At 67.7% G+C, this 25,376-nt stretch carries 23 protein-coding genes, 1 pseudogene and 1 riboswitch; of the genes and pseudogenes, 13 read left to right on the top strand and 11 right to left on the bottom strand.

Features of this window, described 5'->3' with window-relative positions:
* Positions 1-189: 189 nt before the first annotated feature.
* Complete coding sequence (locus tag BTE28158_RS04005; RefSeq protein ID WP_151051702.1) at positions 190-819, bottom strand: NAD(P)H-binding protein; 630 nt, start codon at positions 817-819, stop codon at positions 190-192.
* Positions 820-867: 48 nt separating this feature from the next.
* Between BTE28158_RS04005 and BTE28158_RS04000 the strand changes: the two genes are divergently transcribed.
* Positions 868-1,209, top strand: coding sequence for a hypothetical protein (locus BTE28158_RS04000; RefSeq protein ID WP_174919692.1), 342 nt, complete (start codon positions 868-870; stop codon positions 1,207-1,209).
* Positions 1,210-1,273: 64 nt separating this feature from the next.
* On the opposite strand, the gene lpdA is transcribed toward BTE28158_RS04000, so the two are convergent.
* From lpdA to BTE28158_RS03970, 6 genes are all read right to left on the bottom strand, one after another.
* Positions 1,274-2,665: a dihydrolipoyl dehydrogenase gene (gene lpdA / locus BTE28158_RS03995; RefSeq protein WP_151051700.1), complete on the bottom strand. Its 1,392-nt coding sequence runs from the start codon at positions 2,663-2,665 to the stop codon at positions 1,274-1,276.
* A 5-nt stretch (positions 2,666-2,670) separates the two neighbouring features.
* Positions 2,671-4,008 (bottom strand): dihydrolipoamide acetyltransferase family protein, encoded by a 1,338-nt coding sequence (locus BTE28158_RS03990; RefSeq protein WP_174919690.1) that lies wholly within the window; start codon positions 4,006-4,008, stop codon positions 2,671-2,673.
* A gap of 1 nt (position 4,009) precedes the next feature.
* Positions 4,010-5,053 (bottom strand): alpha-ketoacid dehydrogenase subunit beta, encoded by a 1,044-nt coding sequence (locus BTE28158_RS03985; RefSeq protein ID WP_151050418.1) that lies wholly within the window; start codon positions 5,051-5,053, stop codon positions 4,010-4,012.
* Between the two features lie 2 nt (positions 5,054-5,055).
* Positions 5,056-6,288 carry a 3-methyl-2-oxobutanoate dehydrogenase (2-methylpropanoyl-transferring) subunit alpha gene (locus tag BTE28158_RS03980; protein WP_059603482.1) on the bottom strand — a complete coding sequence of 411 codons (1,233 nt, stop codon included), beginning with the start codon at positions 6,286-6,288 and terminating at the stop codon, positions 5,056-5,058.
* Between the two features lie 411 nt (positions 6,289-6,699).
* On the bottom strand, positions 6,700-7,326 hold the full coding sequence (locus BTE28158_RS03975; protein WP_059603478.1) for a flavin reductase family protein: 627 nt from the start codon (positions 7,324-7,326) through the stop codon (positions 6,700-6,702).
* Between the two features lie 345 nt (positions 7,327-7,671).
* Positions 7,672-8,820, bottom strand: coding sequence for a porin (locus BTE28158_RS03970; RefSeq protein WP_124902055.1), 1,149 nt, complete (start codon positions 8,818-8,820; stop codon positions 7,672-7,674).
* 1,037 nt (positions 8,821-9,857) lie between these two features.
* Between BTE28158_RS03970 and BTE28158_RS03965 the strand changes: the two genes are divergently transcribed.
* The 7 genes from BTE28158_RS03965 (at position 9,858) to BTE28158_RS03935 (ending at position 17,088) form a co-directional block, all read left to right on the top strand.
* Positions 9,858-10,883, top strand: coding sequence for a LacI family DNA-binding transcriptional regulator (locus BTE28158_RS03965; RefSeq protein WP_059683094.1), 1,026 nt, complete (start codon positions 9,858-9,860; stop codon positions 10,881-10,883).
* A 64-nt stretch (positions 10,884-10,947) separates the two neighbouring features.
* On the top strand, positions 10,948-11,976 hold the full coding sequence (locus BTE28158_RS03960; RefSeq protein ID WP_151050416.1) for an ABC transporter substrate-binding protein: 1,029 nt from the start codon (positions 10,948-10,950) through the stop codon (positions 11,974-11,976).
* A 16-nt stretch (positions 11,977-11,992) separates the two neighbouring features.
* The gene (locus tag BTE28158_RS03955) at positions 11,993-12,817 is read left to right on the top strand and encodes an ABC transporter permease (protein ID WP_059603465.1); all 825 of its coding nucleotides are present in this window, start codon (positions 11,993-11,995) and stop codon (positions 12,815-12,817) included.
* A gap of 10 nt (positions 12,818-12,827) precedes the next feature.
* Positions 12,828-13,724: an ABC transporter permease gene (locus tag BTE28158_RS03950; protein WP_151050414.1), complete on the top strand. Its 897-nt coding sequence runs from the start codon at positions 12,828-12,830 to the stop codon at positions 13,722-13,724.
* 24 nt (positions 13,725-13,748) lie between these two features.
* Positions 13,749-14,780 carry an ABC transporter ATP-binding protein gene (locus BTE28158_RS03945; RefSeq protein WP_059603459.1) on the top strand — a complete coding sequence of 344 codons (1,032 nt, stop codon included), beginning with the start codon at positions 13,749-13,751 and terminating at the stop codon, positions 14,778-14,780.
* A gap of 42 nt (positions 14,781-14,822) precedes the next feature.
* Complete coding sequence (locus BTE28158_RS03940; protein WP_151050412.1) at positions 14,823-15,647, top strand: phosphodiesterase; 825 nt, start codon at positions 14,823-14,825, stop codon at positions 15,645-15,647.
* Positions 15,648-15,888: 241 nt separating this feature from the next.
* Entirely contained in the window at positions 15,889-17,088 is a 1,200-nt protein-coding gene (locus BTE28158_RS03935; protein ID WP_059603642.1) for an MFS transporter, read from the top strand.
* 21 nt (positions 17,089-17,109) lie between these two features.
* Here BTE28158_RS03935 and BTE28158_RS03930 read toward each other — a convergent pair whose 3' ends face one another.
* The gene (locus BTE28158_RS03930; RefSeq protein WP_151050411.1) at positions 17,110-18,291 is read right to left on the bottom strand and encodes an EamA family transporter; all 1,182 of its coding nucleotides are present in this window, start codon (positions 18,289-18,291) and stop codon (positions 17,110-17,112) included.
* Positions 18,292-18,706: 415 nt separating this feature from the next.
* On the opposite strand from BTE28158_RS03930, the pseudogene BTE28158_RS03925 reads away from it, so the two are divergent.
* Positions 18,707-18,871 (top strand): annotated as a pseudogene (locus tag BTE28158_RS03925) (XRE family transcriptional regulator); the annotation flags it as partial.
* Between the two features lie 42 nt (positions 18,872-18,913).
* Here the strand turns inward: BTE28158_RS03925 and BTE28158_RS03920 are convergent.
* The 3 genes from BTE28158_RS03920 to BTE28158_RS03910 form a co-directional block, all read right to left on the bottom strand.
* Complete coding sequence (locus tag BTE28158_RS03920; protein ID WP_151050407.1) at positions 18,914-19,702, bottom strand: molybdopterin-dependent oxidoreductase; 789 nt, start codon at positions 19,700-19,702, stop codon at positions 18,914-18,916.
* Between the two features lie 29 nt (positions 19,703-19,731).
* The gene (locus tag BTE28158_RS03915; RefSeq protein ID WP_124623204.1) at positions 19,732-20,364 is read right to left on the bottom strand and encodes a cytochrome b/b6 domain-containing protein; all 633 of its coding nucleotides are present in this window, start codon (positions 20,362-20,364) and stop codon (positions 19,732-19,734) included.
* Between the two features lie 88 nt (positions 20,365-20,452).
* Complete coding sequence (locus tag BTE28158_RS03910; RefSeq protein WP_059603444.1) at positions 20,453-20,704, bottom strand: pentapeptide MXKDX repeat protein; 252 nt, start codon at positions 20,702-20,704, stop codon at positions 20,453-20,455.
* Between the two features lie 269 nt (positions 20,705-20,973).
* Positions 20,974-21,090: riboswitch (TPP riboswitch) on the top strand.
* 124 nt (positions 21,091-21,214) lie between these two features.
* Between BTE28158_RS03910 and thiC the strand changes: the two genes are divergently transcribed.
* The 4 genes from thiC (at position 21,215) to BTE28158_RS03890 (ending at position 25,164) form a co-directional block, all read left to right on the top strand.
* On the top strand, positions 21,215-23,146 hold the full coding sequence (gene thiC / locus BTE28158_RS03905; protein WP_059603441.1) for a phosphomethylpyrimidine synthase ThiC: 1,932 nt from the start codon (positions 21,215-21,217) through the stop codon (positions 23,144-23,146).
* Between the two features lie 271 nt (positions 23,147-23,417).
* Positions 23,418-23,633: a YMGG-like glycine zipper-containing protein gene (locus tag BTE28158_RS03900; RefSeq protein WP_059449419.1), complete on the top strand. Its 216-nt coding sequence runs from the start codon at positions 23,418-23,420 to the stop codon at positions 23,631-23,633.
* Positions 23,634-23,843: 210 nt separating this feature from the next.
* Positions 23,844-24,092: a hypothetical protein gene (locus BTE28158_RS03895; RefSeq protein WP_059603438.1), complete on the top strand. Its 249-nt coding sequence runs from the start codon at positions 23,844-23,846 to the stop codon at positions 24,090-24,092.
* A 145-nt stretch (positions 24,093-24,237) separates the two neighbouring features.
* Positions 24,238-25,164, top strand: a complete 927-nt coding sequence (locus BTE28158_RS03890; RefSeq protein WP_124623206.1) for a DMT family transporter — start codon at positions 24,238-24,240, stop codon at positions 25,162-25,164.
* The last annotated feature ends 212 nt before the right edge of the window (positions 25,165-25,376 follow it).

Genomic DNA, 25,376 nt, shown 5'->3' with positions numbered 1-25,376 from the left:
ATTGGGCAGACGATGGACGCGATGTCTTCATCGTAGGTCAGCGTGCAGCCACTTGTCCGCCATTGCGTGGTGTGACGAAACAGTCTTACAGCAGTTCGGCCCGCTCGACGGCGTCGTGCGCGAACAGCCGGCGCAGGCCGTCCGTTCGTTCATCCGTGCCGCCGGCAGCGCGTCGTCGCCCGTTCCGGTTCAGGCCAACCGCTCCGATCCGATCACATGCACGCCCGGGCGCGCCTCTAGCGCGGCGTCGAGCAGCGCGCGGGCAATGCGCGGCGCGGGATTCACGCGCCACTTCCGCGGCAGCAGCGGCCCTGCGACGCTCAACGCAAGCACCAGCATCCGTTCGCCGAACCGGAATTCGTCGCGGCTGCCGCCGATCAGGCCCGGTCGCACGCAGGTAAGCGACGCGAACCCGATGCCCGCGAGCGCGCGCTCGACCTCGCCCTTCACGCGGTTGTAGAAGATGCGCGAGCCCGGATCGGCGCCGAGCGCGGAATTCAGCACGTAGGTCGGCGTGCCGGACCGATGCGCGAGATGCGCGACAGCGAGCGGATAGTCGTGATCGACGCGTCGAAATGCGGCCTGCGAGCCCGCGACGCGCATCGTGGTGCCGAGCGTGCAGATCACCGCGTCGGCCTGCCACCAGTCGGCCGCCTCGGGCAGATGATCGAAGTCGACCTCCAGCGCGCGCATCTTCGGATGCGGCGACAACGTCCGGCGCGCGAGCACGACGACCTGGTCCACCCGCGCATCGGCCAGCGCGGCTTCAAGGACGTGACGCCCGACGAGTCCGGTCGCGCCGACGAGCAACAGTTTCATGGCAAGTCATTCCGTGTGGGGCCGGTGAATCGGCGTGGAACCGACACGATGAACGGTCCGCGCGGGAGGGTCAACCGCAACCCGCATCCCGCCCGCTACGAGCGCGTTCCCGCCAGCCACGACACGCTCGGCGCGACGCTGGTCCAGCGCTTGTGCGCCTGCGAGAACGGCGACATGTCGCTGAACCCCAGTTCCGCCGCGATTTTCCTTGATCGACAACCGCCCTTCGGCGACCAGCGCCTGCGCGCGCGTCTTGCGCACCGCATTCGAGATGTCGCCGAAGCATGCGCCCTCTTCCTGCAGCCGGCGCGTGAGCCTGTGCTCGCTCGTGTTCAGCAGCGTCGCGATGCTCTTCAGCTGCGGTGGACGGTCGAACGGCCGTGTGCGTAACCCGCGCACACAAAAAAGCCCCGCCGTGGCGGGGCTTCGATCGATATGAGCAACGACGCGGAGATCACACATGCAACGCATGCCCCAGCGCACGCAACGCCGCCTCCTGCATCGCTTCGCCGAGCGTCGGATGCGCGTGGATCGTGCCTCCGATGTCTTCGAGCCGCGCGCCCATCTCGAGCGACTGCGAAAACGCCGCGGCCAGTTCCGACACACCGCGCCCGACCGCCTGCCAGCCGACGATCAGATGCGTGTCGCGCCGCGCGACGACGCGCACGAAGCCATCGGTCGCCTGCAGCGTCATCGCGCGGCCGTTCGCCGCGAACGGGAACGACGCGCTGATGCAGTCGACGCCGGCCGCCTTCGCGTCGTCGGGCGACCAGCCGGACGTGACGACCTCGGGATCGGTGAAGCACACGGCCGGGATCGATGCCGGCGTGAACTTGCGGCGGCGTCCGGCGATCAGCTCGGCCACCATCTCGCCCTGCGCCATCGCGCGATGCGCGAGCATCGGCTCGCCGGCGACGTCGCCGATCGCCCATACGTTGCGCATCGACGTCCTGCATTCGTCATCGATGCGCAGCGCGCGGCCATTGCGATCGAGCGGCAGCGATTCGAGCCCGAAGCCGTCGACGCGCGGCCGGCGGCCGACCGCAACCAGCACGCGATCGGCCGGCAGCGTCTTCTCCGCGCCGTCGGGCGCCTGCACGCGCACCGCGCCGTCGCTCGCGAGGCCCAGCACCTTGTGGCCCAGCCAGAGCCCGACACCGAGCCGCGCGAGCGAATCGGCGACCGGCTTCGCGAGTTCCGCGTCGTATGCGGGCAGCACGCGTTCGGCCACCTCGACGATGCCGACGTCGACGCCGAGCTTGCGATAGACGAATCCGAGTTCGAGCCCGATGTACCCGGCGCCGACGACGATCAGCCGCTTCGGCAACGACGCGGGCGACAGCGCCTGGGTCGACGACACGACGTGGCCGCCGAACGGCATCGACGGCAGCGCGACCGGTTCCGAACCCGACGCGAGCAACAGGTGCTCGCATGCGATCCGCGTCGTGTGGTCGCCGGCCACGACGTCGACCGTCTTGCCGTCGACGACGCGCGCATCGCCGTGCAACACGCGCACGCCGTGCTTCTTCAGCAGCGCGCCGACGCCGCGCGTGAGCCGCTCGACGATGCCGTCCTTCCACGCGACGCTTTTCGCGATGTCGATCTCCGGCGTGCGCACGCGAATCCCGAGCATCCCCTCGCCGGCCTGCCCGCACGCCTGCTCGAACGCATCGGCGACATGGATCAGCGCCTTCGACGGAATGCAGCCGATATTCAGGCACGTGCCGCCGAGCCGTTCGCGCTCGACCAGCACCGTCGGAATGCCGAGCTGCCCCGCGCGAATCGCAGCGACGTAACCGCCCGGCCCGCCGCCGATCACGAGCAACGTGGTGTGTTCGTTCTTCATCGCGCTCACTCCACGAACAGCAGCGCCGGACGCTCGAGCAACCCGCGCACGGCCTGGATGAATTCGGCCGCATCCGCGCCGTCGACGACGCGATGGTCGAACGACGACGACAGGTTCATCATCTTGCGCGCGACGATCGCGCCGTCGCGGATCATCGGCCGCTCGACGATCCGGTTCACGCCGACGATTGCGACCTCGGGATGATTGATGACCGGCGTCGACACGATGCCGCCGAGTGCGCCGAGGCTCGAGATCGTGATCGTCGAGCCGGTCAGTTCGTCGCGCTGCGCGCGGTTCGCGCGCACCGCGTCGGCGAGCCGCGCGATTTCCGCCGAGATCGACCACACGTCGCGCGCTTCCGCGTGACGCAGGACCGGCACCGTGAGACCGCCGTCCGTCTGCGTCGCGACGCCCACGTGCACCGCGCCGTAGCGCGTGACCACACCGGCTTCGTCGTCGTAGCGCGCGTTGATCTGCGGGAAGTCGCGCAGCGCGATCACCATCGCGCGAATCAGCAGCGGCAGCGGCGTGAGCCGGCCGCGCGTGTCGCCGTGGCGCCGGTTCAGCTCGGCGCGCAGCGATTCGAGCTCGGTGACGTCGAGCTCCTCGACGTAGCTGAAGTGCGGAATGCGGCGCTTCGCTTCCTGCATCTTGCGCGCGATCGCGCGCCGCAGGCCGATCACCGGCACGTCGGTTTCGTCGTTGCGCTCGTCGTAGCCGCGCGCCTGGGATCCGCGCGGCGCGCCGCCGCCCGTGCGTGCGTACGCATCGAGGTCCGCATGCAGGATCCGCCCGGCTTCGCCGGTGCCGCGCACGTAGCGCAGCTCGATGCCCATGTCCCATGCGCGCTGGCGCACCGCCGGCGACGCGAGCGGCCGTTCGCCCGGCGCGAGCGCCACGCGCGGCGGCACCGCGTGTTCCGCGCGGCCCGGCTCGGCCGGCACGCGGGACGCGGCAGGCGGCGGCGCCGTCGGTGACGCATGTGTTTCGGATCCCTCAGCGATGGACGACGTCTCCGCACGCACATCGACCGCCGCCGGAGGCCGCGTCACCTCCGCGCCGGCATCGCGCGCCTTCGCGCCCGGCTTCAGGTTGCCGTCGCCTTCGACTTCGAGACGGATCAACTCGCTGCCGACCGCCATCATCTCGCCGATTCGCCCGCCAAGCTCCAGCACCTTGCCGGCCACCGGCGACGGAATCTCCACCGCCGCCTTGTCGGTCATCACATCGGCGAGCGGCTGGTCTTCGGCGATCGTCTGCCCCGGTTGCACGTGCCAGGCCACCAGCTCGACCTCGGCAATCCCTTCGCCGATATCCGGCATCTTGATGACATGAATCCCCATCTCAGGCCTCCATCACGCGTCGCAACGCTTCGCCGACCCGCGCCGGGCCGGGGAAATACGCCCATTCCTGCGCGTGCGGATACGGCGTGTCCCAGCCGGTCGTCCGCTCGATCGGCGCTTCCAGATGGTAGAAGCAGTGCTCCTGGACGAGCGACACCAGTTCCGCGCCGTAGCCGCAGGTGCGCGTCGCTTCGTGCACCACCACGCAGCGGCCGGTCTTGCGCACCGACGCGACGATCGTGTCGAGATCGACCGGCCACAGCGTGCGCAGGTCGATCACTTCCGCATCGATGCCGGTCTCCTCGGCGGCGGCCAGCGACACGTGCACGGTCGTGCCGTACGTCAGCACCGTCAAGTCGTTGCCGGGCCGCACGACGGCAGCCGTATCGAGCGGCACCGTGTAATAGCCTTCCGGCACCGCGCTGCCCGGATGCTTGAGCCACGACGTGACGGGACGCTCGTGATGGCCGTCGAACGGCCCGTTGTACAGGCGTTTCGGTTCGAGGAAGATCACCGGATCGTCGTTCTCGATCGAGGCGATCAGGAGTCCTTTCGCGTCGTACGGATTCGACGGCATCACCGTACGCAATCCGCAGACCTGCGTGAACATCGCCTCCGGGCTCTGGCTGTGCGTCTGGCCGCCGTAGATGCCGCCGCCGCACGGCATCCGGATCGTCATCGGCGCCGTGAACTGGCCCGCGGAGCGGTAGCGCAGCCGCGCGCCTTCCGACACGATCTGGTCGGACGCCGGATAGAAGTAGTCCGCGAACTGGATCTCGCAGACCGGCCGCAATCCATACGCCCCCATCCCGACCGCGGCGCCGACGATCCCGCCTTCCGAGATCGGCGCATCGAACACGCGCGACTTGCCGTACTTGGCCTGCAGCCCCTCGGTGCAGCGGAACACGCCGCCGAAGTAGCCGACGTCCTGCCCGAACACGACCACGTCGTCGTCTCGGCCGAGCATCACGTCCATCGCGGAGCGCAGCGCCTGGATCATCGTCATCGGCTGCGCCGATGACGTCGTCGTTTCATGTTGCGCCATGATCAGGCTCCCAGTTCCTGGCGCTGACGGCGCAGATGCGCGGGCAGCTCCTTGTACACGTCGTCGAACATCGAGGCCGGCGACGGAATCCGGTCGTCGGCCAGCGTCCCGAACTTCTCCGCTTCCTTCTGCGCGGCCATCACCTCGGCCTCCAGCTCGGCCGTGAGCGCGTCGTGCGCGCTGTCCGACCAGATGCCCTTCGCGATCAGGTGCTGCTTGAAGCGGGCGATCGGATCGCCGAGCGGAAAATGTGCCCAGTCGTCGCTCGGCCGGTATTTGGTCGGATCGTCCGACGTCGAGTGCGCGCCGGCGCGATAGGTCACCCACTCGATCAGCGTCGGGCCGAGATTGCGGCGCGCGCGTTCGGCCGCCCAGGTCGATGCCGCGTAGATCGCGAGGAAGTCGTTGCCGTCGACGCGCAGCGAAGCGATGCCGCAGCCGACGCCGCGCCCGGCGAACGTCGTGCCCTCGCCGCCCGCGATCGCCTGGAACGTCGAGATCGCCCACTGGTTGTTGACGACGTTCAGCACGACCGGCGCGCGATACACGTGCGCGAACGTCAGCGCGGTGTGAAAGTCGGATTCCGCGGTCGCGCCGTCGCCGATCCATGCGGACGAGATCTTCGTGTCGCCCTTGATCGCCGACGCCATCGCCCAGCCGACCGCCTGGATGAACTGCGTCGCCAGATTGCCCGAGATCGAGAAGAAGCCGGCTTCGCGGTCCGAATACATGACCGGAAGCTGGCGCCCCTTCAGCGGATCGCCTTCGTTCGACATCAACTGGCAGATCATCCGTTCGAGCGATACGTCGCGCGCAATCAGGATGCTTTGCTGGCGGTAAGTCGGGAAGCACATGTCGCCATGACGCAGCGCCATCGCATGCGCGGCGCCGATCGCCTCTTCGCCGAGGCTCACCATGTAGAAGGAGATTTTCTTCTGACGCTGCGCGATCATCATGCGCGCGTCGAAGATGCGGGTCTTGAGCATCGCTCGCATACCCGCGATCAGGCGCGCATCGTCGAGGTCCGGCGCCCACGGGCCGAGGGCTTCGCCGTGGTCGTCGAGCACGCGCACCAGGCTGCGGGCGAGATGGGCGGTATCCGCCGGCGCAACGTCGATCGGCGGGCGGCGAACCGCGCCTGCCGGCGATAGATGCAGATAGGAAAAATCCGTCTTGCAGCCCGGACGCCCGGTGGGCTCCGGCACATGCAGACGCAATGGCTCTGACAGGCTCATCGTGTCGTCTCCACGCTCGATTGTGTCTCACGCTGATGGAAACGCGCGGCCGGTTGCCGGCTCACGCGCGAGCTGGCGCACGGGTAAGCGCGCCAACCTTGGAAATTTATGCCTTATGGCGCGAAACGTCGATGGCCAACCCGCTCGTTGCGGGTGAGCAGATTTGCCATGGCGGGGTCGATGGACGATCGATGCTGGCGGCGGCGTGAACGCGCGCCGCCCGTGCTGCGCTGCGTCAACGGCCGGTGGAGCGTGCGTATCGAGGCCGGACCGATCGGCACACCGCGGTCATATCGGACGATACGAAGCAAAAGACCCCGCGAAATCCTGGATCCCGGCGGGGTCTCGGTGCGTCGGGGCGCTTGCGCGCCAGCTTGGCCGGCTGGCCGGCTGGCCCCGGCGGGCGATGAATCACGCGTCGGGGCGCGCGATGTCGAAGCGGCTGCCGGGCGTCACGTGCACGTAGGCCGATGGGCCGCCGGCGCGCAGGATGATGCCCGCGCCGAACGTGTCGAAGATGCCGTCCTTCAGCAGGTCATGACGGATATGCACGGCGATGACCTCGCCGAGCACCAGCGTCGCCGGTGTCTCGACGCCGCGGTGATCGCGCAGCCGGATCACGTCGGTCACCTTGCATTCGAAGTTCACGCCACTTTCCGCCACGCGCGGCACGTCGACGAGGCGCGACGCAATCGCGGTCAGGCCGCCGAGTTCGAATTCGTTGACGCCATACGGCACCGCGGCACAGGTCTGGTTCATCCGCTCGGCAAGGTCGCGCGTCGCGAGGTTCCAGACGAACTCGCCGGTTTCCTGCACGTTGCGCAGGCTGTCCTTCGCGGCGGTGCTCGAAAAGCCGATGATCGGCGGACGATAGTTGAACGCGTTGAAGAAGCTGTACGGCGCGAGGTTCAGCGTGCCGTCGGCGCCTCGGGATGAAATCCAGCCGATCGGGCGCGGACCCACGATTGCGTTCAGCGGGTCGTGCGGCAGCCCGTGGCCTTGCGACGGTTCGTAATAGTGGTAGTTCGAATCGGTCATGGCGGATCGTGTTGCGACAGGCAAATTGTGTTGAAAGCGCTCGGCGCAGGTGCGTGTGCCGGTGAAGCACATGCGTGCGGCGCGACGTGTGTTCCAAGTATCACATGGCCTCACGTTCGTCGCAGCGAAGCTGCACCGCGGGCAGCGTTGCAACGCCGATGCGGGCGGCGCGCACAATGAAAAACCCGCGAGTGCATGGCATCTCGCGGGTCTTATCGAGGCCGGACTCCACGCGATCCACCCGTCCGGCACCACTGCAAGAGGAGAACGGCCCGCGATCCTTCACGCTATCGCGTGCGGGCCGATGCGGTGGCTGGCGAACGGTGCCCGCGAACAGCAGCCGTGTCAGAAATGATGCAGTAGCGCGACACGCACGACGTACTGGTTCGGGCTCGACGAGATGTCGGCCGCGCCCGGAACGTACGCGTAGTCGAAGTCGGTCCCGGTGTGTGCGTTCATTGCATGCTGATAGACCCCTTCCACGAATACCGACGTGCGCTTCGACATGTCGTAATTCAACTTCGTGCTCAGCTGATGCCACTTCGGATTGAACGAGCCGACCGTCGAGGCGACACGGGCCTGCGTATAGGTGTAAGCCGCGCCGAGGTACAACGCGGGCGTGAAATGATAGAGCCCGTTGACCTCGAAGTTATCGAATTTCCACGCGTTCCATGTGCCGCCGGCCGGCTGCGTCGTCCCGGTGAAATACGCATTGGACGTCGGATCGTACACATCCACGTGCGAGTATGTGAACCCGACGAGCGCATTCGCAAACGCGTAGTTCACGCCGATGCCGATGTTCTGCTGCGACGACGCATCGAACGTGTTATCGCCGGTGATCGCGCCGGTCGTATCGCCATTGTGTGCGTTGTTGATCTTCAAATACGACGCGCCGACCGTCAGCCCGCCCTGCTGGTACTGCAGCGCGGCGCCATACAGACGATTGTTCGCAAAGCCGCCCGCCTGATTGCTGAATCCGTACATGGCTTCCGCGGTAATCCCGTGCCACACGGGCGACACGTATTTCACCGAGTTGTTCACCCGGAACGAGTAATCGGTGTTGTCGTTGTCGTAGGGATGCGCAAACAGATAGCCCGTCCAGTTTCCGTTCGCGGTGAGCGGCGAGAAAATGTCGACGCTCGGATCGTACTGGCGGCCGAACGTCACGGTGCCGTAACGCTCCGACGCGATGCCGACGAAAGCCTGACGGCCGAATTCCCGGCCGCCCTGGCTCATTTTCCCGTTGTTGACGTCGAAACCGCTCTCGAGCGTGAAGATGGCCTGGTAGCCTCCGCCGAGGTCCTCTGTACCCCTGATGCCCCAGCGGCTGCCGTAATCGTAGCCGCTTTGCAGTTGCACGGTACCGTGGCCGCGTGCGTTGCTCGTGTAGTTGATACCGTCCTCGATCTTGCCGTAGAGCGTCACGCTGCTTTGCGCATGCGCGGCGGTGGCAAGCAACGCGGCTGGCACGATGATCCCCCAACGCTTGTTCATGATGATTTACCCCCCAAGGTCTCTCGTTTGCTGGTCGCAAGGCTTGCGCGCTGCGAATGCGTGCCGCGTCGATGTATCCCGCGATGCGACGGGCGCAGTGTAATGAGCCGTTTTTCTACTGTTAGTGACCGGCAGCGGAAAGGTGCTCTCCGGAACAGAGACTATTTTTCGGCACGGAAACCGGATAGCAAGGCGGTAAAGACCACTTCATCGGGGGCGACGACGTGCGACGCGTAACAGCCCGTACCCATACGCCGGCATACACCCGCATGCCCTCGGACGTGAAGGGCACCCGAGCAGGGCCTGAAAACAAAAGACCCGCGAGAAACGTGTTTCTCGCGGGTCTTCTGAACTTCATGGCATCGCATTGAAGCGAATCTGGTGCCGGGGACCGGACTTGAACCGGCAAGCCAATCAAGGCGGCGGATTTTCGTCACACTGCTTCTTTCAAAGCCGGCGGCGTCGAAACGAAGCCGTTCGTGCGCTGGACTATGCCTTCGCCGTCGCGCGCGGGCGTGATCGCCGCCCGTGCGCCTTAGGCGCCCCCCGTCTAGTCTCTACACCTTCCTCGCTTGAGCTGTACCGCGAGGCTTGGCTCGGCGTTGCCTCGATGCGCGCATCAGGGGTTTCGCCGAATTTGAAGGGTTCTGCACCGACCGTTTCCGGCCGGGCACTCAATCGTTTAAGTCCGCTATGTTTACCAATTTCATCACCCCGGCAAAAGGGCGGACGCGATTCTACCATTGCTTGCACATGCGTTAGCGGATTCACGCGCATTGCATCGCGATGCAGCATGTCGGCCCACACCGTCCGCGCCCCGATCTATCCGCCGTCATCGACATCGACGCGACACCTTCATCGATTTCGTCCCGCGCCGCAGCATCCGCCGATACAATCGAATCCGCCCCGCTCGCCGGGCGCCAAACGTCAGATGTTTGTGTCGTGCTGCTCGCGAAACAGACGTCTCGCGCGTCATCGCGAGGTCACAAACGTTTTCGATAATTTCCCTGCCGAAAACGTTTACATCGCGTAACTTCATGACCCCGACCATCAAGGACGTCGCCGCGCTCGCCGGCTTCTCGATCGCCACCGTCTCGCGCGCGATCAACGCGCCGCACACCGTCAGCCCCGCCACGCTGGCGACGATCCGCACCGCCATCGACACGCTGCAGTTCCGCCCGAGCCCGCTCGGCCGGCAGTTGCGCGGCGAGCGCACGCGGCTCGTCGGCGTCGTCGTGCCGACGCTGTCGAACCCGGTCTTCGCCGACTGCCTGCAGGGCATCGACGAACTCGCGACCGCGGCCGGCTTCAAGCTGATCCTGATGACGACCGAATACGATGCGGCGCGCGAGCGCCATGCGATCGAGACGCTGCGCGAGCAGCGCGTCGAGGGGCTGATCCTGACCGTCGCCGATGCGGACACGCATCCGCTGCTCGACATGCTCGACCGCGACGGCCCGCATTACGTGCTGATGCACAACGACACGCAACGCCGCCCGTCGGTGTCGGTCGACAACCGCCGCGCCGCCTATGACGGCGTCCGTCTGCTGACCGCGCGCGGTCATCGCCGCGTGCTGATGCTGGCCGGCTCGCTCGCCGCGTCGGATCGCGCACGCCAGCGCCATCTCGGCTACGCGCAGGCACTCGAGGAAGCCGGCGTCGCGACGCTGCCGCCGGTCGAAGTCGACTTCAACGCGGCCGAGTTGCCCGACGCGGTGCTCGCGCACCTCACCGCGCAGGCCACGCGCCCGACCGCCCTCTTCTGCAGCAACGACCTGCTCGCGATGGTCGTCATGCGCGGCCTGCGCCGCGCGGGCTTCTCGATTCCCGACGACCTGTCGGTGCTCGGCTTCGACGGCATCGCGATCGGCGAGTTGCTCGCGCCGCCGCTCGCGAGCGTCGCGACGCCGAACCAGGACATCGGCCGCCATGCATGGCGGCGTCTCGTCGAATGCATCGGCGGCGCGACGATCGAGCGCACGTCGCTGATCCTGCCGCATACCGTGCGCGACGGCGCGACGGTCGCGCCGCCGGCCGCCGACCTTCAGTTGCACCAGGCCTGAACGCACGCGCCGCGCCATCGCGCACGGCGCGGCGACATACCCTTACCCTGCCCGGAGACCCACCGTGTCCTTTCGCCTGACCTCGCTGCTGCGCGTGCTCGCGGCACCCCTCGCCTGCGCCGCGCTCGTCGCGTTCGCACCCGCCGCCCACGCCGACGAAACCGCGATCTGCTACAACTGCCCGCCCGAATGGGCAGACTGGGCCGCGCAGATCGCGGCGATCAAGCAAAAGACCGGCATCCGCGTGCCGTTCGACAACAAGAACTCGGGCCAGGCGATCGCGCAGCTGATCGCCGAGCAGAAGAGCCCGGTCGCCGACGTCGTCTATCTCGGCGTGTCGTCGGCGTTCCAGGCGAAGGACAAGGACGTGATCGCGCCGTACAAGCCCGCGCACTGGAACGACATCCCCGCGAACCTGAAAGACCCGCAGGGCTACTGGTTCGCGATCCACTCGGGCACGCTCGGCTTCTTCGTGAACAAGGACGCGCTCGACGGGAAGCCGGTTCCGCGCTCGTGGGCCGACCTGCTGAAGCCCGAATACAAGGGGATGGTCGGCTACCTCGATCCGTCGAGCGCGTTCGTCGGCTATGCGGGCGCGGTCGCCGTCAACCAGGCGCTCGGCGGCAGCCTCGACAACTTCAAGCCGGCGCTCGACTGGTTCCGCAAGCTGAAGGCCAACGCGCCTATCGTGCCGAAGCAGACCGCGTATGCGCGCGTGCTGTCCGGCGAGATTCCGATCCTGCTCGACTACGACTTCGACGCGTATCGCGCGAAGTACAAGGATCACGCGAACGTCGAGTTCGTGATTCCGAAGGAAGGCACGATCGCGGTGCCGTACGTGATGAGCCTCGTCAAGGGCGCGCCGCACGATGCGAACGGCAGGAAGGTGCTCGACTTCGTGCTGTCCGACGAAGGCCAGAAGCTGTGGGCCAACGCATACCTGCGTCCGGTGCGCGCGCAGACGCTCGGCGCCGACGTCGCCGCGAAGTTCCTGCCGGCGAGCGAATATGCGCGGGCGAAATCGGTCGACTTCGGCAAGATGGCCGCCGGTCAGCAGGCGTTCGGCCAACAATACCTGCAGGTGATGCAGTAAGCGCCGGACTCAAGCCATGCTCGACCTGACTTTCCCGCTGCGCTGGCGCGTCGCGCTCGTCGCGCCGGCGCTCGCGGTGTTCGCCGCGTTCTGGCTGCTGCCGATGGCGGCACTCGTGCAGGTGTCCGCCGACGGCGCGTTCTTCACGCAGTACGCGACGCTGCTCGGCAACGCGCGTTACATGAAGAGCCTCGGTGAAACGGTTGCGTTGTCGGCCGGCGTCACGCTCGCGACGCTCGCGCTGTCGACGATCTCGGGCCTGCTGCTGGCGCGCCGCGAATTCGCCGGCAAGCGCGTGCTGCTCGCGCTGCTCACCTTTCCGCTCGCGTTCCCGGGCGTCGTGGTCGGCTTCATGGTGATCATGCTCGCCGGCCGGCAAGGGCTGATCGGGATGCTGTCCGCGAAGCTGACCGGCGACAAGTGGGTCTTCGCGTATTCGGTTGCGGGGCTGTTCGTCGGCTACCTGTACTTCTCGATTCCGCGCGTGATCGTCACGGTGATCGCGGCCGCGTCGAAGCTCGACGCGTCGCTCGAGGAAGCCGCGCGCTCGCTCGGCGCGTCGCCGTGGCGCATCTTCGTCGACATCGTGCTGCCGGCGCTCGCGCCAGGCCTGATCGCGGCCGGCGCGATCTGCTTCGCGACCGCGATGGGCGCGTTCGGCACCGCCTTCACGCTCGCCACCGACCTGAACGTGCTGCCGATGACGATCTATACCGAATTCACGCTGAACGCGAACATCGCGACGGCGGCCGGCCTGTCGATCGTGCTCGGCATCGTCACCTGGGCCGTGCTCGCGCTCGCGCGCCGCTTCACCGGCCACACCGCCGCCGCCGCGGCCTGAGGATTTCTTCATGCAATCGCTTTCCGGTTCGTCGGCGCCGTCGCCGGCACCCGCCCCGTCGCATGCGCACGGCGCCGCACGGCGCGCGCCGCGCGTGTCGGGCGCGCGTGCAATCGCCGCGCTGCAATGGGGCGTCACGCTGCTGCTGTGCGCGTTCCTGATCGTGCCCGTCGTGATGTCGGTGCTCGCGGGCCTCACCGTCAACTATTTCCGCGGGCTGTCGAGCGGCCTCACGCTGCGCTGGCTCGAACAGGTGTGGCAGCAATACCAGGGGTCGGTCGCGCTGTCGCTCGGCGTCGCGTTCGCGACGCTCGCGATCGTGCTCGTCGTCGGCGTGCCGGCCGGCTATGCGCTGGCACGCAGCAAGAACCGCGTCGCCCGCGTGATCGAGGAAGCGCTCGTGCTGCCGGTCGCGCTGCCGGGCCTCGCCTCGGCGCTCGCGCTGCTGGTCGTGTACGGCGGCTTCACCGCGTTCCGGATGAGCCTGTGGTTCATCGTCGTCGGCCACGTCGTGTTCACGCTGCCGTTCATGGTGCGCGCGGTCGCGGCGGTTGCCGCCGGTGCCGACCTGCGCACGCTCGAGGAAGGCGCGGCGAGCCTCGGCGCGTCGTTCGTCACGCGCTTCGTCACGATCGTGCTGCCGAACCTGCGCCCCGGCATCGTCGCGGGCGCGCTCGCGGTGCTCACGCTGTCGATCGGCGAATTCAACCTGACGTGGATGCTGCATACGCCCGACACGAAGACGTTGCCCGTCGGGCTCGCCGACACCTACGCATCGCTGCGCCTCGAGGTCGGCAGCGCCTACACGATCGTGTTCCTGCTGATGACGCTGCCGCTTCTCGTCGCGATGCAGTGGCTCGGCGTCGATCCGTCCGGCACGCGCGCGCTGAAGCGTCGCCCGCGCTGACCCTGCGTTGACTTTCCCGCTCCCATGAAACTCGATTCCACTCCCATCACCCTGACCCGCTGCGCGAAGACGTTCCGCGGCACGCGCGTGCTCGAACCGCTCGACCTGTCGATCGGCGCGGGCGAGACGCTCGTGCTGCTCGGCCCGTCGGGCTGCGGCAAGACGACGACGTTGCGCCTGATCGCCGGCCTCGACACGCCGGACGCCGGCGGCACGATCCTGTTCGGCGGCGACGACGTGACCGCGCTTCCGATCGAGCGCCGCCAGGTCGGCATGGTGTTCCAGAACTACGCGCTGTTCCCGAACCTGACGGTGCGCGGCAACGTCGGCTACGGACTGAAGATCCGCAAGACGGAGCCGCGCGCGTTGCGCGAACGCGTCGACGAATTGCTCGCGATGATGCGGCTCGACGCGCATGCGGACAAACCGGTCGATCAGTTGTCGGGCGGCCAGCGCCAGCGTGTCGCGCTGGCGCGCGCGCTCGCGGTGCGCCCGCGCGTGCTGCTGCTCGACGAGCCGCTGACCGCGCTCGACGCGAAGCTGCGCGACGTGCTGCGCCGCGAGATGAATACGCTGCTGCGCGACCTCGGTGTGACGACCGTGTACGTCACGCACGACCAGGCCGAGGCGATGGAGCTCGGCGACCGGATCGTCGTGATGGGCGCGGGCCGCATCGAGCAGATCGGCACGCCGCGCGACATCTATTACCGGCCGGCGAACCGCACGGTCGCGCAGTTCATCGGCACGCTGAACCGGCTTGCGGGACAATGGCGGGACGGCGCGCTCGTGACGACCGGTGGCTCGATCGTCACGCCGCACGCCGCCGACGAGTGGTTCTTCCGCCCGGAGGATGCGCAGCTCGCCGATCCCGCGCATGCGCCGCTGCGCGGCGCGATCGGCGCGTGCGCGTTCCTTGGCGAGCGCACGCGGCTCACGATCGAGCATGCGGCACCCGACGCGCTCGTCATCGACGTGCCGGGCCGCATCGAGCTCGCGCGCGGCACGGCGGTCGGCCTCGCGATCGCGGCGGAGGGCCTGATCGCACTCGCCGCGTGAGTAACACCGCCCAACGATAACCAGACATTCCGAGGAACGACGATGCTGCTTGCTCAAATCAGCGATCTCCACATCAAGCGTCCGGGCCAGCTCGCGTACCGGCGCGTCGACACCGCCGCCGCGCTCGCACGCTGCATCGCGAAGCTCAACGCGCTGGTGCCGCGTCCCGACGCGGTGCTCGTCACGGGCGACCTGACCGACTTCGGCCACGACGACGAATACCGCCATCTGCGCGACCTGCTCGCGCCGCTCGAGATTCCGTATTACCTGATGGTCGGCAATCACGACGATCGCGCGGGGCTGCGCCGCGCGTTCGCCGATCGCCCCGAATTGCAGGACGGCGAATTCGTGCAGTACGCACTCGACATCGGCGCCGTGCGCGTGCTCGCGCTCGATTCGCAGGTGCCAGGCGCCAGCCACGGCGACCTGTGCGACGCGCGGCTCGCGTGGCTCGCCGCGCAGCTCGACGCCGCGCGCGACCGGCCGGTGATCGTCGCGCTGCACCATCCGCCGTTCGCATCCGGGATCGGGCACATGGACGCGCTGCGCCTCGCGCCCGCCGCCGCCGCGAAACTCGATGCGCTGCTGCGCGGCCATCCGAACGTGGAACGCGTGCTGTGCGGCCACGTGCACCGGACGATGTTCACGCGCTTCGGCGGCACGCTTGCGTCGGCCGTGCCGGCGCCCGCGCACCAGGTCGCGTTCGACCTGCGCGCGGACGCGCCGTCCGCGTTCCGGCTCGAGCCGCCCGCGTTCGCGGTCCACGTGCATACGCCGGAAGGGGGAATGATGTCCCATCACGTGTACGTGGACGAAGGCGACGGGCCTTATCCGTTCTATGAACCGAGCGGCGAACTGGTCGACTGAAGGCGCGCGTCGCTCGCGATGACGGGCGGCTGCGGGCGGTCGCGGCCCGTTCGGCGGATCGCGACCGATAGCGACCGATAGCGACTGAAAGCGGCCCGTCACGCCCTGGCCGTGCCGCCCGATCGCCTGGCGGCACGGCCGGCAGGATTCACCGTGCTCCGGTATGATCGGCACCCTCGATCGGCGCGCGGCCGACGCCGTGCCGCGCGCCCACGCCGCCCAACTTCGTTCCGTTGCCGCCATGTCCGCCGCCTCCACCGATCGTCCGACCGACGCCGCCTCGCCCCACTATTCGCGCAGCCTGCTGTTGCTGCTCGCGACGATCGCGGGCGTATCGGTCGCGAACATCTATTACAACCAGCCGCTACTCGACAGCTTCCGCTCGGCCTTTCCCGACGGCGCGTCATGGATCGGCGCGGTGCCGACCGCGACGCAGCTCGGCTACGCGGCCGGCATGTTCCTGCTCGCGCCGCTCGGCGACCGTTTCGATCGCCGCGGGCTGATCCTGATGCAGATCGCGGGCCTGTCGATCGCGCTGATCGTGGCCGCGACCGCGCCATCGCTCGCGGTGCTCGCCGGCGCGAGCCTCGCGATCGGCGTGCTCGCGACGATCGCGCAGCAGGCCGTGCCGTTCGCGGCCGAAATCGCGCCGCCGGCCGAGCGCGGGCATGCAGTCGGCACCGTGATGAGCGGCCTGCTGCTCGGCATCCTGCTGGCGCGCACGGCGGCCGGCTTCGTCGCCGAATATTTCGGCTGGCGGGCGGTGTTCGGTGCATCGGTCGCAGCGCTCGTCGCGCTGGCCGCGGTGATCGTGCTGCGACTGCCGCGCAGTTCGCCGACGTCGACGCTGCCGTACGGCAAGCTGCTCGGTTCGATGTGGCACCTCGTGGTCGAACTGCGCGGGCTGCGCGAGGCATCGCTGACCGGCGCCGCGCTGTTCGCCGCGTTCAGCGCGTTCTGGCCGGTGCTCACGCTGCTGCTCGCCGGCGCGCCGTTCCACCTCGGCCCGCAGGCCGCAGGTCTCTTCGGGATCGTCGGCGCGGCGGGTGCGCTGGCCGCGCCATACGCGGGACGTTTCGCGGACAAGCGCGGCCCGCGCGCGATCATCTCGCTCGCGATCGCACTGCTCGCGGCGTCGTTCGTGATTTTCGCGCTGTCGGGGACGAGCCTCGTCGGGCTCGTGATCGGCGTGATCGTGCTGGATGTCGGCGTGCAGGCCGCGCAGATCTCGAACCAGTCGCGCATCTATGCGCTGAAGCCCGAGGCGCGCAGCCGCGTGAACACCGTGTACATGGTGTGCTACTTCATTGGCGGCGCGCTCGGCTCGTCGGCCGGAGTCGCCGCGTGGCACGCGTTCGGCTGGACCGGCATGTGCGCGGCCGGCCTGCTGTTTGCCGCGCTCGCCGGCTGGTCCCACCATCGCGGCGCACGGCACGGCTGAACGCCGCCCCGCGCGCCGGCGTCACGCGTCGGCGCGAGACGCGGCCGGTTCGTCGGCCGGTGGAAGCGTGAATGCCGGGGCGGGATCCATGACCGCGGTCGGGTCCACGACGGCAGCCGGTACCGGCACCGCAAGCGATACCGCGGAAGGCGCGAGGATCGGTGCCGGGTCCGGCATCGCGGCTTGATCCGGTGCGGACGCCGCACCTGCCGCTGATTCGACGGCCACGGTTGCCGCGGCCGATGAAGCGTCGGCCGCCGCGCGCGCCGCGGGCCGGCGCGCGGGATCGAACACGAACGACAGCCCGACGCTGCCGAGGATCGCGACCGTCGCGACCACGGTCGCCGTCGTCACGGGCTCGCCGAGCATCAGCGCGCCGAGCGCGACCGCGACGATCGGGTTCACGTACATGCAGCTGCTCGCGATGATCGGGCTCGTATGGCGAATCAGGTAGCCGTACGCGACGTACGCGGCCATCGTGCAGAACACCATCAGGTAGACGAACGCGAACACCGGACCGACCGCGACCTGCTCGATGCGCTCGCCCATCAGCCACGCGGCGATCGTGGACATCAACCCGCCCAGGCCGATCTGCAGCGATGTCGACAGAAACAGGTCCGACGGCAGCTTGAGCCGCGTCGCGAGATGCGCACCGCCCGCCCAGAACAGCGCGCCGGCGAGCACGCAGATCGTGCCGAGCGCCGAGTTCGCGGCGGCCGCGCCGCCCGAATTCAGCACGACGATGCCGACCATCCCGAGCGCGACGGCCGCCCACTCGCCCTTCGTCACCGGACGCCCGGCGACCGCCGCGATCACGGTCGCGAAGAGCGGCACGGTCGCGACCATCACCGCGGCCGAGCCGCTGCTGACCGTGCGCATCCCGAGCGCGATGGTGCCGGACGACAGCGCGACCAGCATCGTGCCGACGATCGCCGAGTTGCGGATTTCCAGCAGCGTCGGCCATTCGGGCTTGCGACGCAGCGCGAAGATGAACAGACCGATCCCGCCGAGCAGGTTGCGCAGCCCCGACAGCAGCAGCGGCGGGAACGACTGCAGCGCGAAATGCAGGCCGCTGTAGGTCGAGCCCCAGACGAAATAGATGAATACCAGGGCCAGAGCGACACGGCCGCCGCGGCTTTGCGGCAGGCGGATCCGGATCGGCAGGCGAGCGAGGAAATCGAGGAGGCGGTCGAGCGGCGTCATCGTTCAGCTCGCCCGCACGACGTGTCGCGTGCTCCGCTGAAAGACGCCGGCAATGCCGGCAAACGGCCCTGACGGGACCAGGAAGGCGGAGACGAACGTGCGGAACGACATGGCAGTGCGAACGGCGACGAATAAGGACCGGCAAGCGGCGGCAGAGGGTCAAAAATACGCGCGCAGACGGCTTTGGCCGCGCACGCTCGGCATTATGGCATCAAGGATTCGAAAGCATCATCGGACCCGTCTGAAAGGATATCGACTGACGTTTCGGCGCGACATTTTTCGGCATCCGGACGAACGGGAATCCGGGGCCGGATATGCGCTGCGCGGACGTCGCGCGGGCCGCACGGCGCTATCGTGCGTTGACGATCGGGAAGAAACGATGACCGACGGATGCGATACGCATGTCCGTGACGCCAGCGAGGGCCAGCCGGCCGAAGCCGCGAAGCAGCTGGGTGTCACTCAGCCGCGCGGGTCCGATCTGTTGCGCGGCAAGATGAACCTGTTCGGGTTCGACGCGCCCGTGAGCATGGCGGCGGCGGTCGGCCTGCGCGTCGATCTGCAGGTACGCGAATCCGCCTGACGCAGCCGTGAAGCACGGCGGTGCGGGGCCGCGCCCCGCCGCTCACGATCCGCCGAACCAGTTGTACCCCTGATCGACCCAGTAGCCGCCCGGGTAGGTGTCGGTCACGAAGATTTCCATGATGTGCTTCGGATTCTTGTAGCCGAGCTTGGTCGGCATCCGCAGCTTCATCGGAAAGCCGAATTCGGGCGGCAGGCGACGGCCGTCGTAGTCGAATGCGAGCAGCGTCTGCGGATGCAGCGCGGTCGGCATGTCGATGCTTTCGTAGTAATCGTCCGCGCATTTGAAGCCGACGTATTTCGCGTGCGTATCGGCGCCGACGCGTGCCAGAAACGCGCCGAACGGCGTGCCGCCCCAGCGGCCGATCGCGCTCCACCCTTCCACGCAGATGTGCCGCGTGATCTGCTCCGCGTGCGGCAGCGCATACAGCTCGTCGAGCGTCCACACGCGCTTGCCCGTCACCCGGCCCGACAGCACGAGCTGGTACGTCGATGCGTCGACGTGCGGCACGTCGTCGATGCCGTAATACGCGTTGAACGGGAACGGCCGCGTGATGTCGGCCTCGGTATAGGTCGGCGCGAGCCGCTCGCCGCTGAACAGCCAGGCCTGCACGCGATCGTTCATGCGCGACACCTTCTCGAGGAACGCGTTGACCGATGCGTCGTCCTGCAGCGTGCAGCCGGTCAGCATCGTCAGGCCGCCGAGCGTCAGCACGCGCCGGTTGAAGAGGCGCCGCGACGGCATCTCGAGTTCGCGGCGCACGTCGAGCTCGAGCGACTTGCGGTCGAGCATCCAGCTCGGCTGACCGCGGTTGTTTCCGGATTCCGACATGATGGGTTCCTTCGCCCGCGGCGTGCGGGTCAGCGACCGCGCAGCATCGCGAGCAGCGAGCGCGGCACCAGCAGCGCCATCGCGACGTGTACGACGAAAAATGCGACGAGCAGCGACATCGCCCAGAAGTGCACGACGCGCGCGTTGTCGTAACCGCCGAACAACTCGCGCAGCAGCGGAAACTGCACGGACTTCCAGATCGTGAGCCCCGACAGCACCAGCACGATCAGATCGACGATCGCGGTCAGGTATGCGGCACGCTGCACCGCGTTGTAGACGCTCAGGTCGTCGTGCGACAACCGGCCGCCCAGCGCCGCACGCACGTCGCGCCATATCGACGCTGGCGTGACGGGCAGCATCTTGCGCGCGAGGCGGCCCGTCGCGATCGACATCGCGAGGTAGAACAGCCCGTTGCAGACCAGCAGCCACATCGCCGCGAAATGCCATTGGAGCGCGCCGCCCAGCCAGCCGCCGAGCGTGATGCCGTGCGCGAACGTGAACGGCGGATAGATCGGCGACGCATCGTAGATGCGCCAGCCGGACAGTGCCATCAGGATCGCCGCGAGCGCGTTGAGCCAGTGGCTCACGCGCACCCACAGCGGATGAATCTTGCGGGCGGGCGGCGTGGCTGCCGTGCGCCCGGCAGCGGGAACGGTTTGCATGATGAAGACTCCCGAAACGTTGCGGCGGTGCGCGATGCGCGGGCGGCCTCGTATACCGCATGCGCGGGCCGCGCCCCGCCCGCGTCGGTCAGTTCGACGGTGCCATCTTGTCGCCCGACATCGACTTGCCCATCGCGTCGTGCGACATCGCGTCCTTCTTCATCGCGTGCTTCTTCATGGCGCCTTTCTTCATCGCCCCATCCTTCGCCATCGCGTCGTGGCCCATCGCATCCTTCGACATCGACGAGCCTTCCTTCGACATCGCGTCGTTCTGCGCATACGCACCCGTTGCGGCCATGGCGAAACCGGCGACACACGCTGCGATCAGTACTTTTTTCATGACATCTCTCCGAAACATGGGTTTGAGGAGACGAATAGACGGAGGACGTCGCGGGATATGACAGCCGTTTCGAAAATATTTTTTTGGGGCTGCCAGAAGTGCCGCAATGCTGCGCCGCGCCGTCGTTGTCAGCCGGGCTGCAGGGCCGTGCGGCGGTGTCATGCATCGCGGCTTGCGCGGCTGGCGCGCCGCCCGCAATGCTGCAACTGCACCGCGGCAACCGATCTGCCACCGGTTGAAACCGCCGCGAAGCCAGTGTATCGTGTGCGCTGCTAACGCGGGGGTCCTGCAATGCGTTCGGTCAAACAACCGGCATTGCGGGTGAGAAATACCCTTTGAACCTGATCTGGATAATGCCAGCGCAGGGAAGCGTACGGATTTCGCCGCCATCCTTCTGACGAAATCCGCCGCCTCACCAAGCCTCGTCTCCTGCTTAGCTCGAGCCCCACATTCGTCAAGGGCTCCGGGCAAGCGCCGTGGCGCCTGTCCGGCGCTCACACAGGAGATTGCATGAACGCCAATCCGAAGTTTCTGTCCGCGGACGCCCATGTCGACGCCGCTGCCGTCGCCCCGCTGCCCAATTCGCGAAAGGTTTATGTAACCGGCTCGCAGCCCGACATCCGCGTGCCGATGCGTGAAATCACGCAGGCCGACACCCCGACCGGCTTCGGCGGCGAAAAGAACCCGCCGATCTACGTGTACGACACGTCGGGCCCCTACACCGATCCGGACGCGAAGATCGACATCCGCGCCGGCCTGCCGGCACTGCGCCAGCGCTGGATCGAAGCGCGCGGCGACACCGAGGTGCTCGACGGCCTGTCGAGCCGGTACGGCCTCGAGCGCGCGGCCGACCCGGCCACCGCCGACCTGCGTTTCCCGGGCCTGCATCGCAACCCGCGCCGCGCGCAAGCCGGCAAGAACGTCACGCAGATGCACTACGCGCGCCAGGGCATCATCACGCCGGAAATGGAATACATCGCGATCCGCGAGAACCAGCGCCGCGCCGAGTACATCGAGAGCCTGAAGTCGAGCGGCCCGAACGGCGCGAAGCTCGCCGCGATGATGGGCCGCCAGCACCCGGGCCAGGCGTTCGGCGCCGCGGCCTTCGGCGCGAACGCGCTGGCCGAGATCACCCCCGAGTTCGTGCGCGACGAAGTCGCGCGCGGCCGCGCGATCATCCCCGCGAACATCAACCACCCGGAATCCGAGCCGATGATCATCGGCCGCAACTTCCTCGTGAAGATCAACGCGAACATCGGCAACTCGGCCGTCACGTCGTCGATCGGCGAGGAAGTCGACAAGATGACGTGGGCGATCCGCTGGGGCGGCGACACGGTGATGGACCTGTCGACCGGCAAGCACATCCACGAAACGCGCGAGTGGATCATCCGCAACAGCCCGGTGCCGATCGGCACGGTGCCGATCTACCAGGCGCTCGAAAAGGTCAACGGCAAGGCGGAGGACCTGACCTGGGAAATCTTCCGCGACACGCTGATCGAGCAGGCCGAGCAAGGCGTCGACTACTTCACGATCCACGCGGGCGTGCGCCTGCAGTACGTGCCGCTCACCGCGAACCGGATGACGGGCATCGTGTCGCGCGGCGGCTCGATCATGGCGAAGTGGTGCCTCGCGCATCACAAGGAAAGCTTCCTGTACGAACACTTCGAAGAGATCTGCGAGATCATGAAGGCGTACGACGTGAGCTTCTCCCTCGGTGACGGCCTGCGTCCCGGCTCGATCTACGACGCGAACGACGAAGCGCAGCTCGGCGAACTGAAGACGCTCGGCGAGCTCACGCAAATCGCGTGGAAGCACGACGTGCAGGTGATGATCGAAGGCCCCGGCCACGTGCCGATGCAGTTGATCAAGGAGAACATGGATCTCCAGCTCGACTGGTGCAAGGAAGCACCGTTCTATACGCTCGGGCCGCTGACCACCGACATCGCACCGGGCTACGACCACATCACGTCGGGCATCGGTGCCGCGATGATCGGCTGGTTCGGCACCGCGATGCTGTGCTACGTGACGCCGAAGGAGCACCTCGGGCTGCCGAACAAGGACGACGTGAAGGAAGGGATCATCACGTACAAGCTCGCCGCGCACGCGGCCGACCTGGCCAAGGGTCACCCCGGCGCGCAGGTGCGCGACAACGCGCTGTCGAAGGCGCGTTTCGAGTTCCGCTGGGAAGACCAGTTCAACATCGGCCTCGACCCGGACAAGGCGCGCGAATTCCACGACGAGACGCTGCCGAAGGATTCGGCGAAGGTCGCGCACTTCTGCTCGATGTGCGGCCCGCACTTCTGCTCGATGAAGATCACGCAGGACGTGCGCGAGTTCGCGGCGCAGCAGGGCGTGTCGGAAACCGAGGCGCTGAAGAAGGGGATGGAAGTCAAGGCGGTCGAGTTCGTGAAGACCGGCGCCGAGATCTATCACCGTCAGTAAGTCGGCAAGCGAACGCGGCGGTCCGCACGGACCGCTTCGCTTCGTGAAGCACGGCAGAAAGCCCGCTTTCGAGCGGGCTTTTTTTGCGCGCACGCATCCCGAGCGCACGCATCCCGTGTACCCGCCGGCGCACGGGAAACAATTGATTACGAAACCGCTCGAGCCTTAACAAGTCCTTACAACCGCCGCGCGGAACGACGCGTAGATTGATTGCATGCGCGGCCGTCAGGCGGTCGCGCGACCTCCGTTCACTACCACAAGGACAACGATCATGAACCATTCGATTCGGCGTTTTGGGGTATGCGCGCTGCTCGTCGCGACGGTGGCCAGCCTCTCGGCCTGTGATTCGATGACACGACGCCAGCGCGATACCGCGATTGGTGCGGGTGTCGGCGGCGTCGCCGGCGCGGCGATCGGCGGCAACGCGCTGTCGACGCTGGGCGGCGCGGCAGCCGGCGGCATCATCGGCAACCAGGTCGGCAAATAAGCCGGCCGGCTTATCCGGCTGCCGCGCGGCGCGCGGCAAGCTCCGGCCTGACGGCGTTTCCGCACGGCGGAAACGCCGTTTTTCACATGCGGCGCCGCAACACGCCGCAGCGGCCCGGAAATGATCCGTTACCGTTTAGCGCATCTTGTCATCCCCGGGCGGCCTAAGCTTTAAGCATCTGCCGATTGCCGGCTCCGCCGGAGAGACATCATGAACAGGACCCTCGTCGCCGCGGCGCTCGCGTGCACGACGCTCGCCGGCTGTTACTACCCTTACGGCTACTATCCGTCCGGCTATTACACGGCGGCGCCGGTGCAGCCCGCGCCCGTCTATGTCGATCCGGGCCCCGCGTACTACTATCCGGCCCCCGCCTATGCTCCGGCCTGGGGTGGCTACTGGGGCCCCGCGGTGTCGCTCAATTTCGGCTTCGGTGGACGCGGCGGCTGGCGCCATCATTGAACGGCCGCCCCGGCCGGCCGTCCGGCCGGTTCGCGTCGGGGCGAGCGCATTTCCCGGTTCTTGCCGTTTCATCCGATCGTGAAACGATGGCATGGGAGCGAGGTGTAAGATTCTCCGCATCCCGTCCCCTCGCCCGCCACGCTCGATGTCACCCAAGAACGCCTTTCTGCTGACCGTCCTCGCTGCCCTGTGGGGCGCGTCGTTCCTGTTCATCCGGATCGGCGTCGCCGACTTCGGTGTCGCGCCGCTGATGGCGCTGCGCGTGGGAATCGGCGCGCTGTTTCTCGCAGGCTTCGCGCTGACGCGCTTCAAGCCCGCCGAGCTCGGCGCGCAGCTACGCCGTCGCGCGTGGCCGTTGTTCGTCGTTGGCGCGCTGAACTCGGGCATCCCGTTCTGCCTGTTCGCGTTCGCCGAACTGACGCTGTCGGCCGGCGTGACGTCGGTGATCAACGCGACGACACCGCTGTGGGGCGCGCTCGTCGCCTATGTTTGGCTGAAGGACAAGCTGTCGCTGCCGCGCGCGCTCGGCCTCGTCATCGGCTTTGCCGGCGTCCTCACGCTCGTGTGGGATCAGATCGCGAACGCGCACGGCAGCACCGGCGCCAACGCGACCGCGCTCGCCGCCGCCGCCGCTCTCGGCGCGACGCTGCTGTACGGCATCGCGGCCAACTACACGAAACGCACGCTCAGCGGCGTCGATCCGCTCGTCAACGCGACCGGCAGCATGATCGGCTCGACCGTGCTGCTGCTGCCGTTCGCGATCGCGACCTGGCCCGCGGCAGCCGTCGGCGCGCATGCATGGGGCGCCGTGCTCGCGCTCGGCATCGCCTGCACGGGGATCGCGTATTTCATCTTCTTCTACCTGATCGCGCATGTCGGCCCGGCCCGCGCGATTACGGTGACGTTCGTGATCCCGGTGTTCGGCCTGCTATGGGGCGCGCTGTTCCTCGGCGAACACGTATCGGTCGTGATGATCGAAGGCTGCGCGATCGTGCTCGTCGGCACCGCGCTTGCCACCGGCGTGATCAAGCGGATTCCCGGGCTCCGCCCGCGCGGCGGCGAAGCAGCCTGAGCGGCGGGCAGGCCCGGCACCCCGCCGGTGCGGGCTCCCCGCGACGCGCCGGCCGCCGATCCTCGAGCGCCGCGCGTCGACCGGTGCGCGACGGCGCATGTCGAGTTTCGCCTGATGCCGATGCAGCCGCCCGGCTTTGCCGCTATCCCGCATTCTTCGCACGCGATGCACGCGACACACGCGACGCTGTCGCCGCATACGCGACCGGTGAC

It is taken from the genome of Burkholderia diffusa, from assembly GCF_902499115.1.
Classification (GTDB): Bacteria; Pseudomonadota; Gammaproteobacteria; order Burkholderiales; family Burkholderiaceae; genus Burkholderia; species Burkholderia diffusa.
The sequence above is the reverse complement of the archived record's forward strand: the minus strand, read 5'-3'. Positions and strand labels throughout refer to the sequence as shown.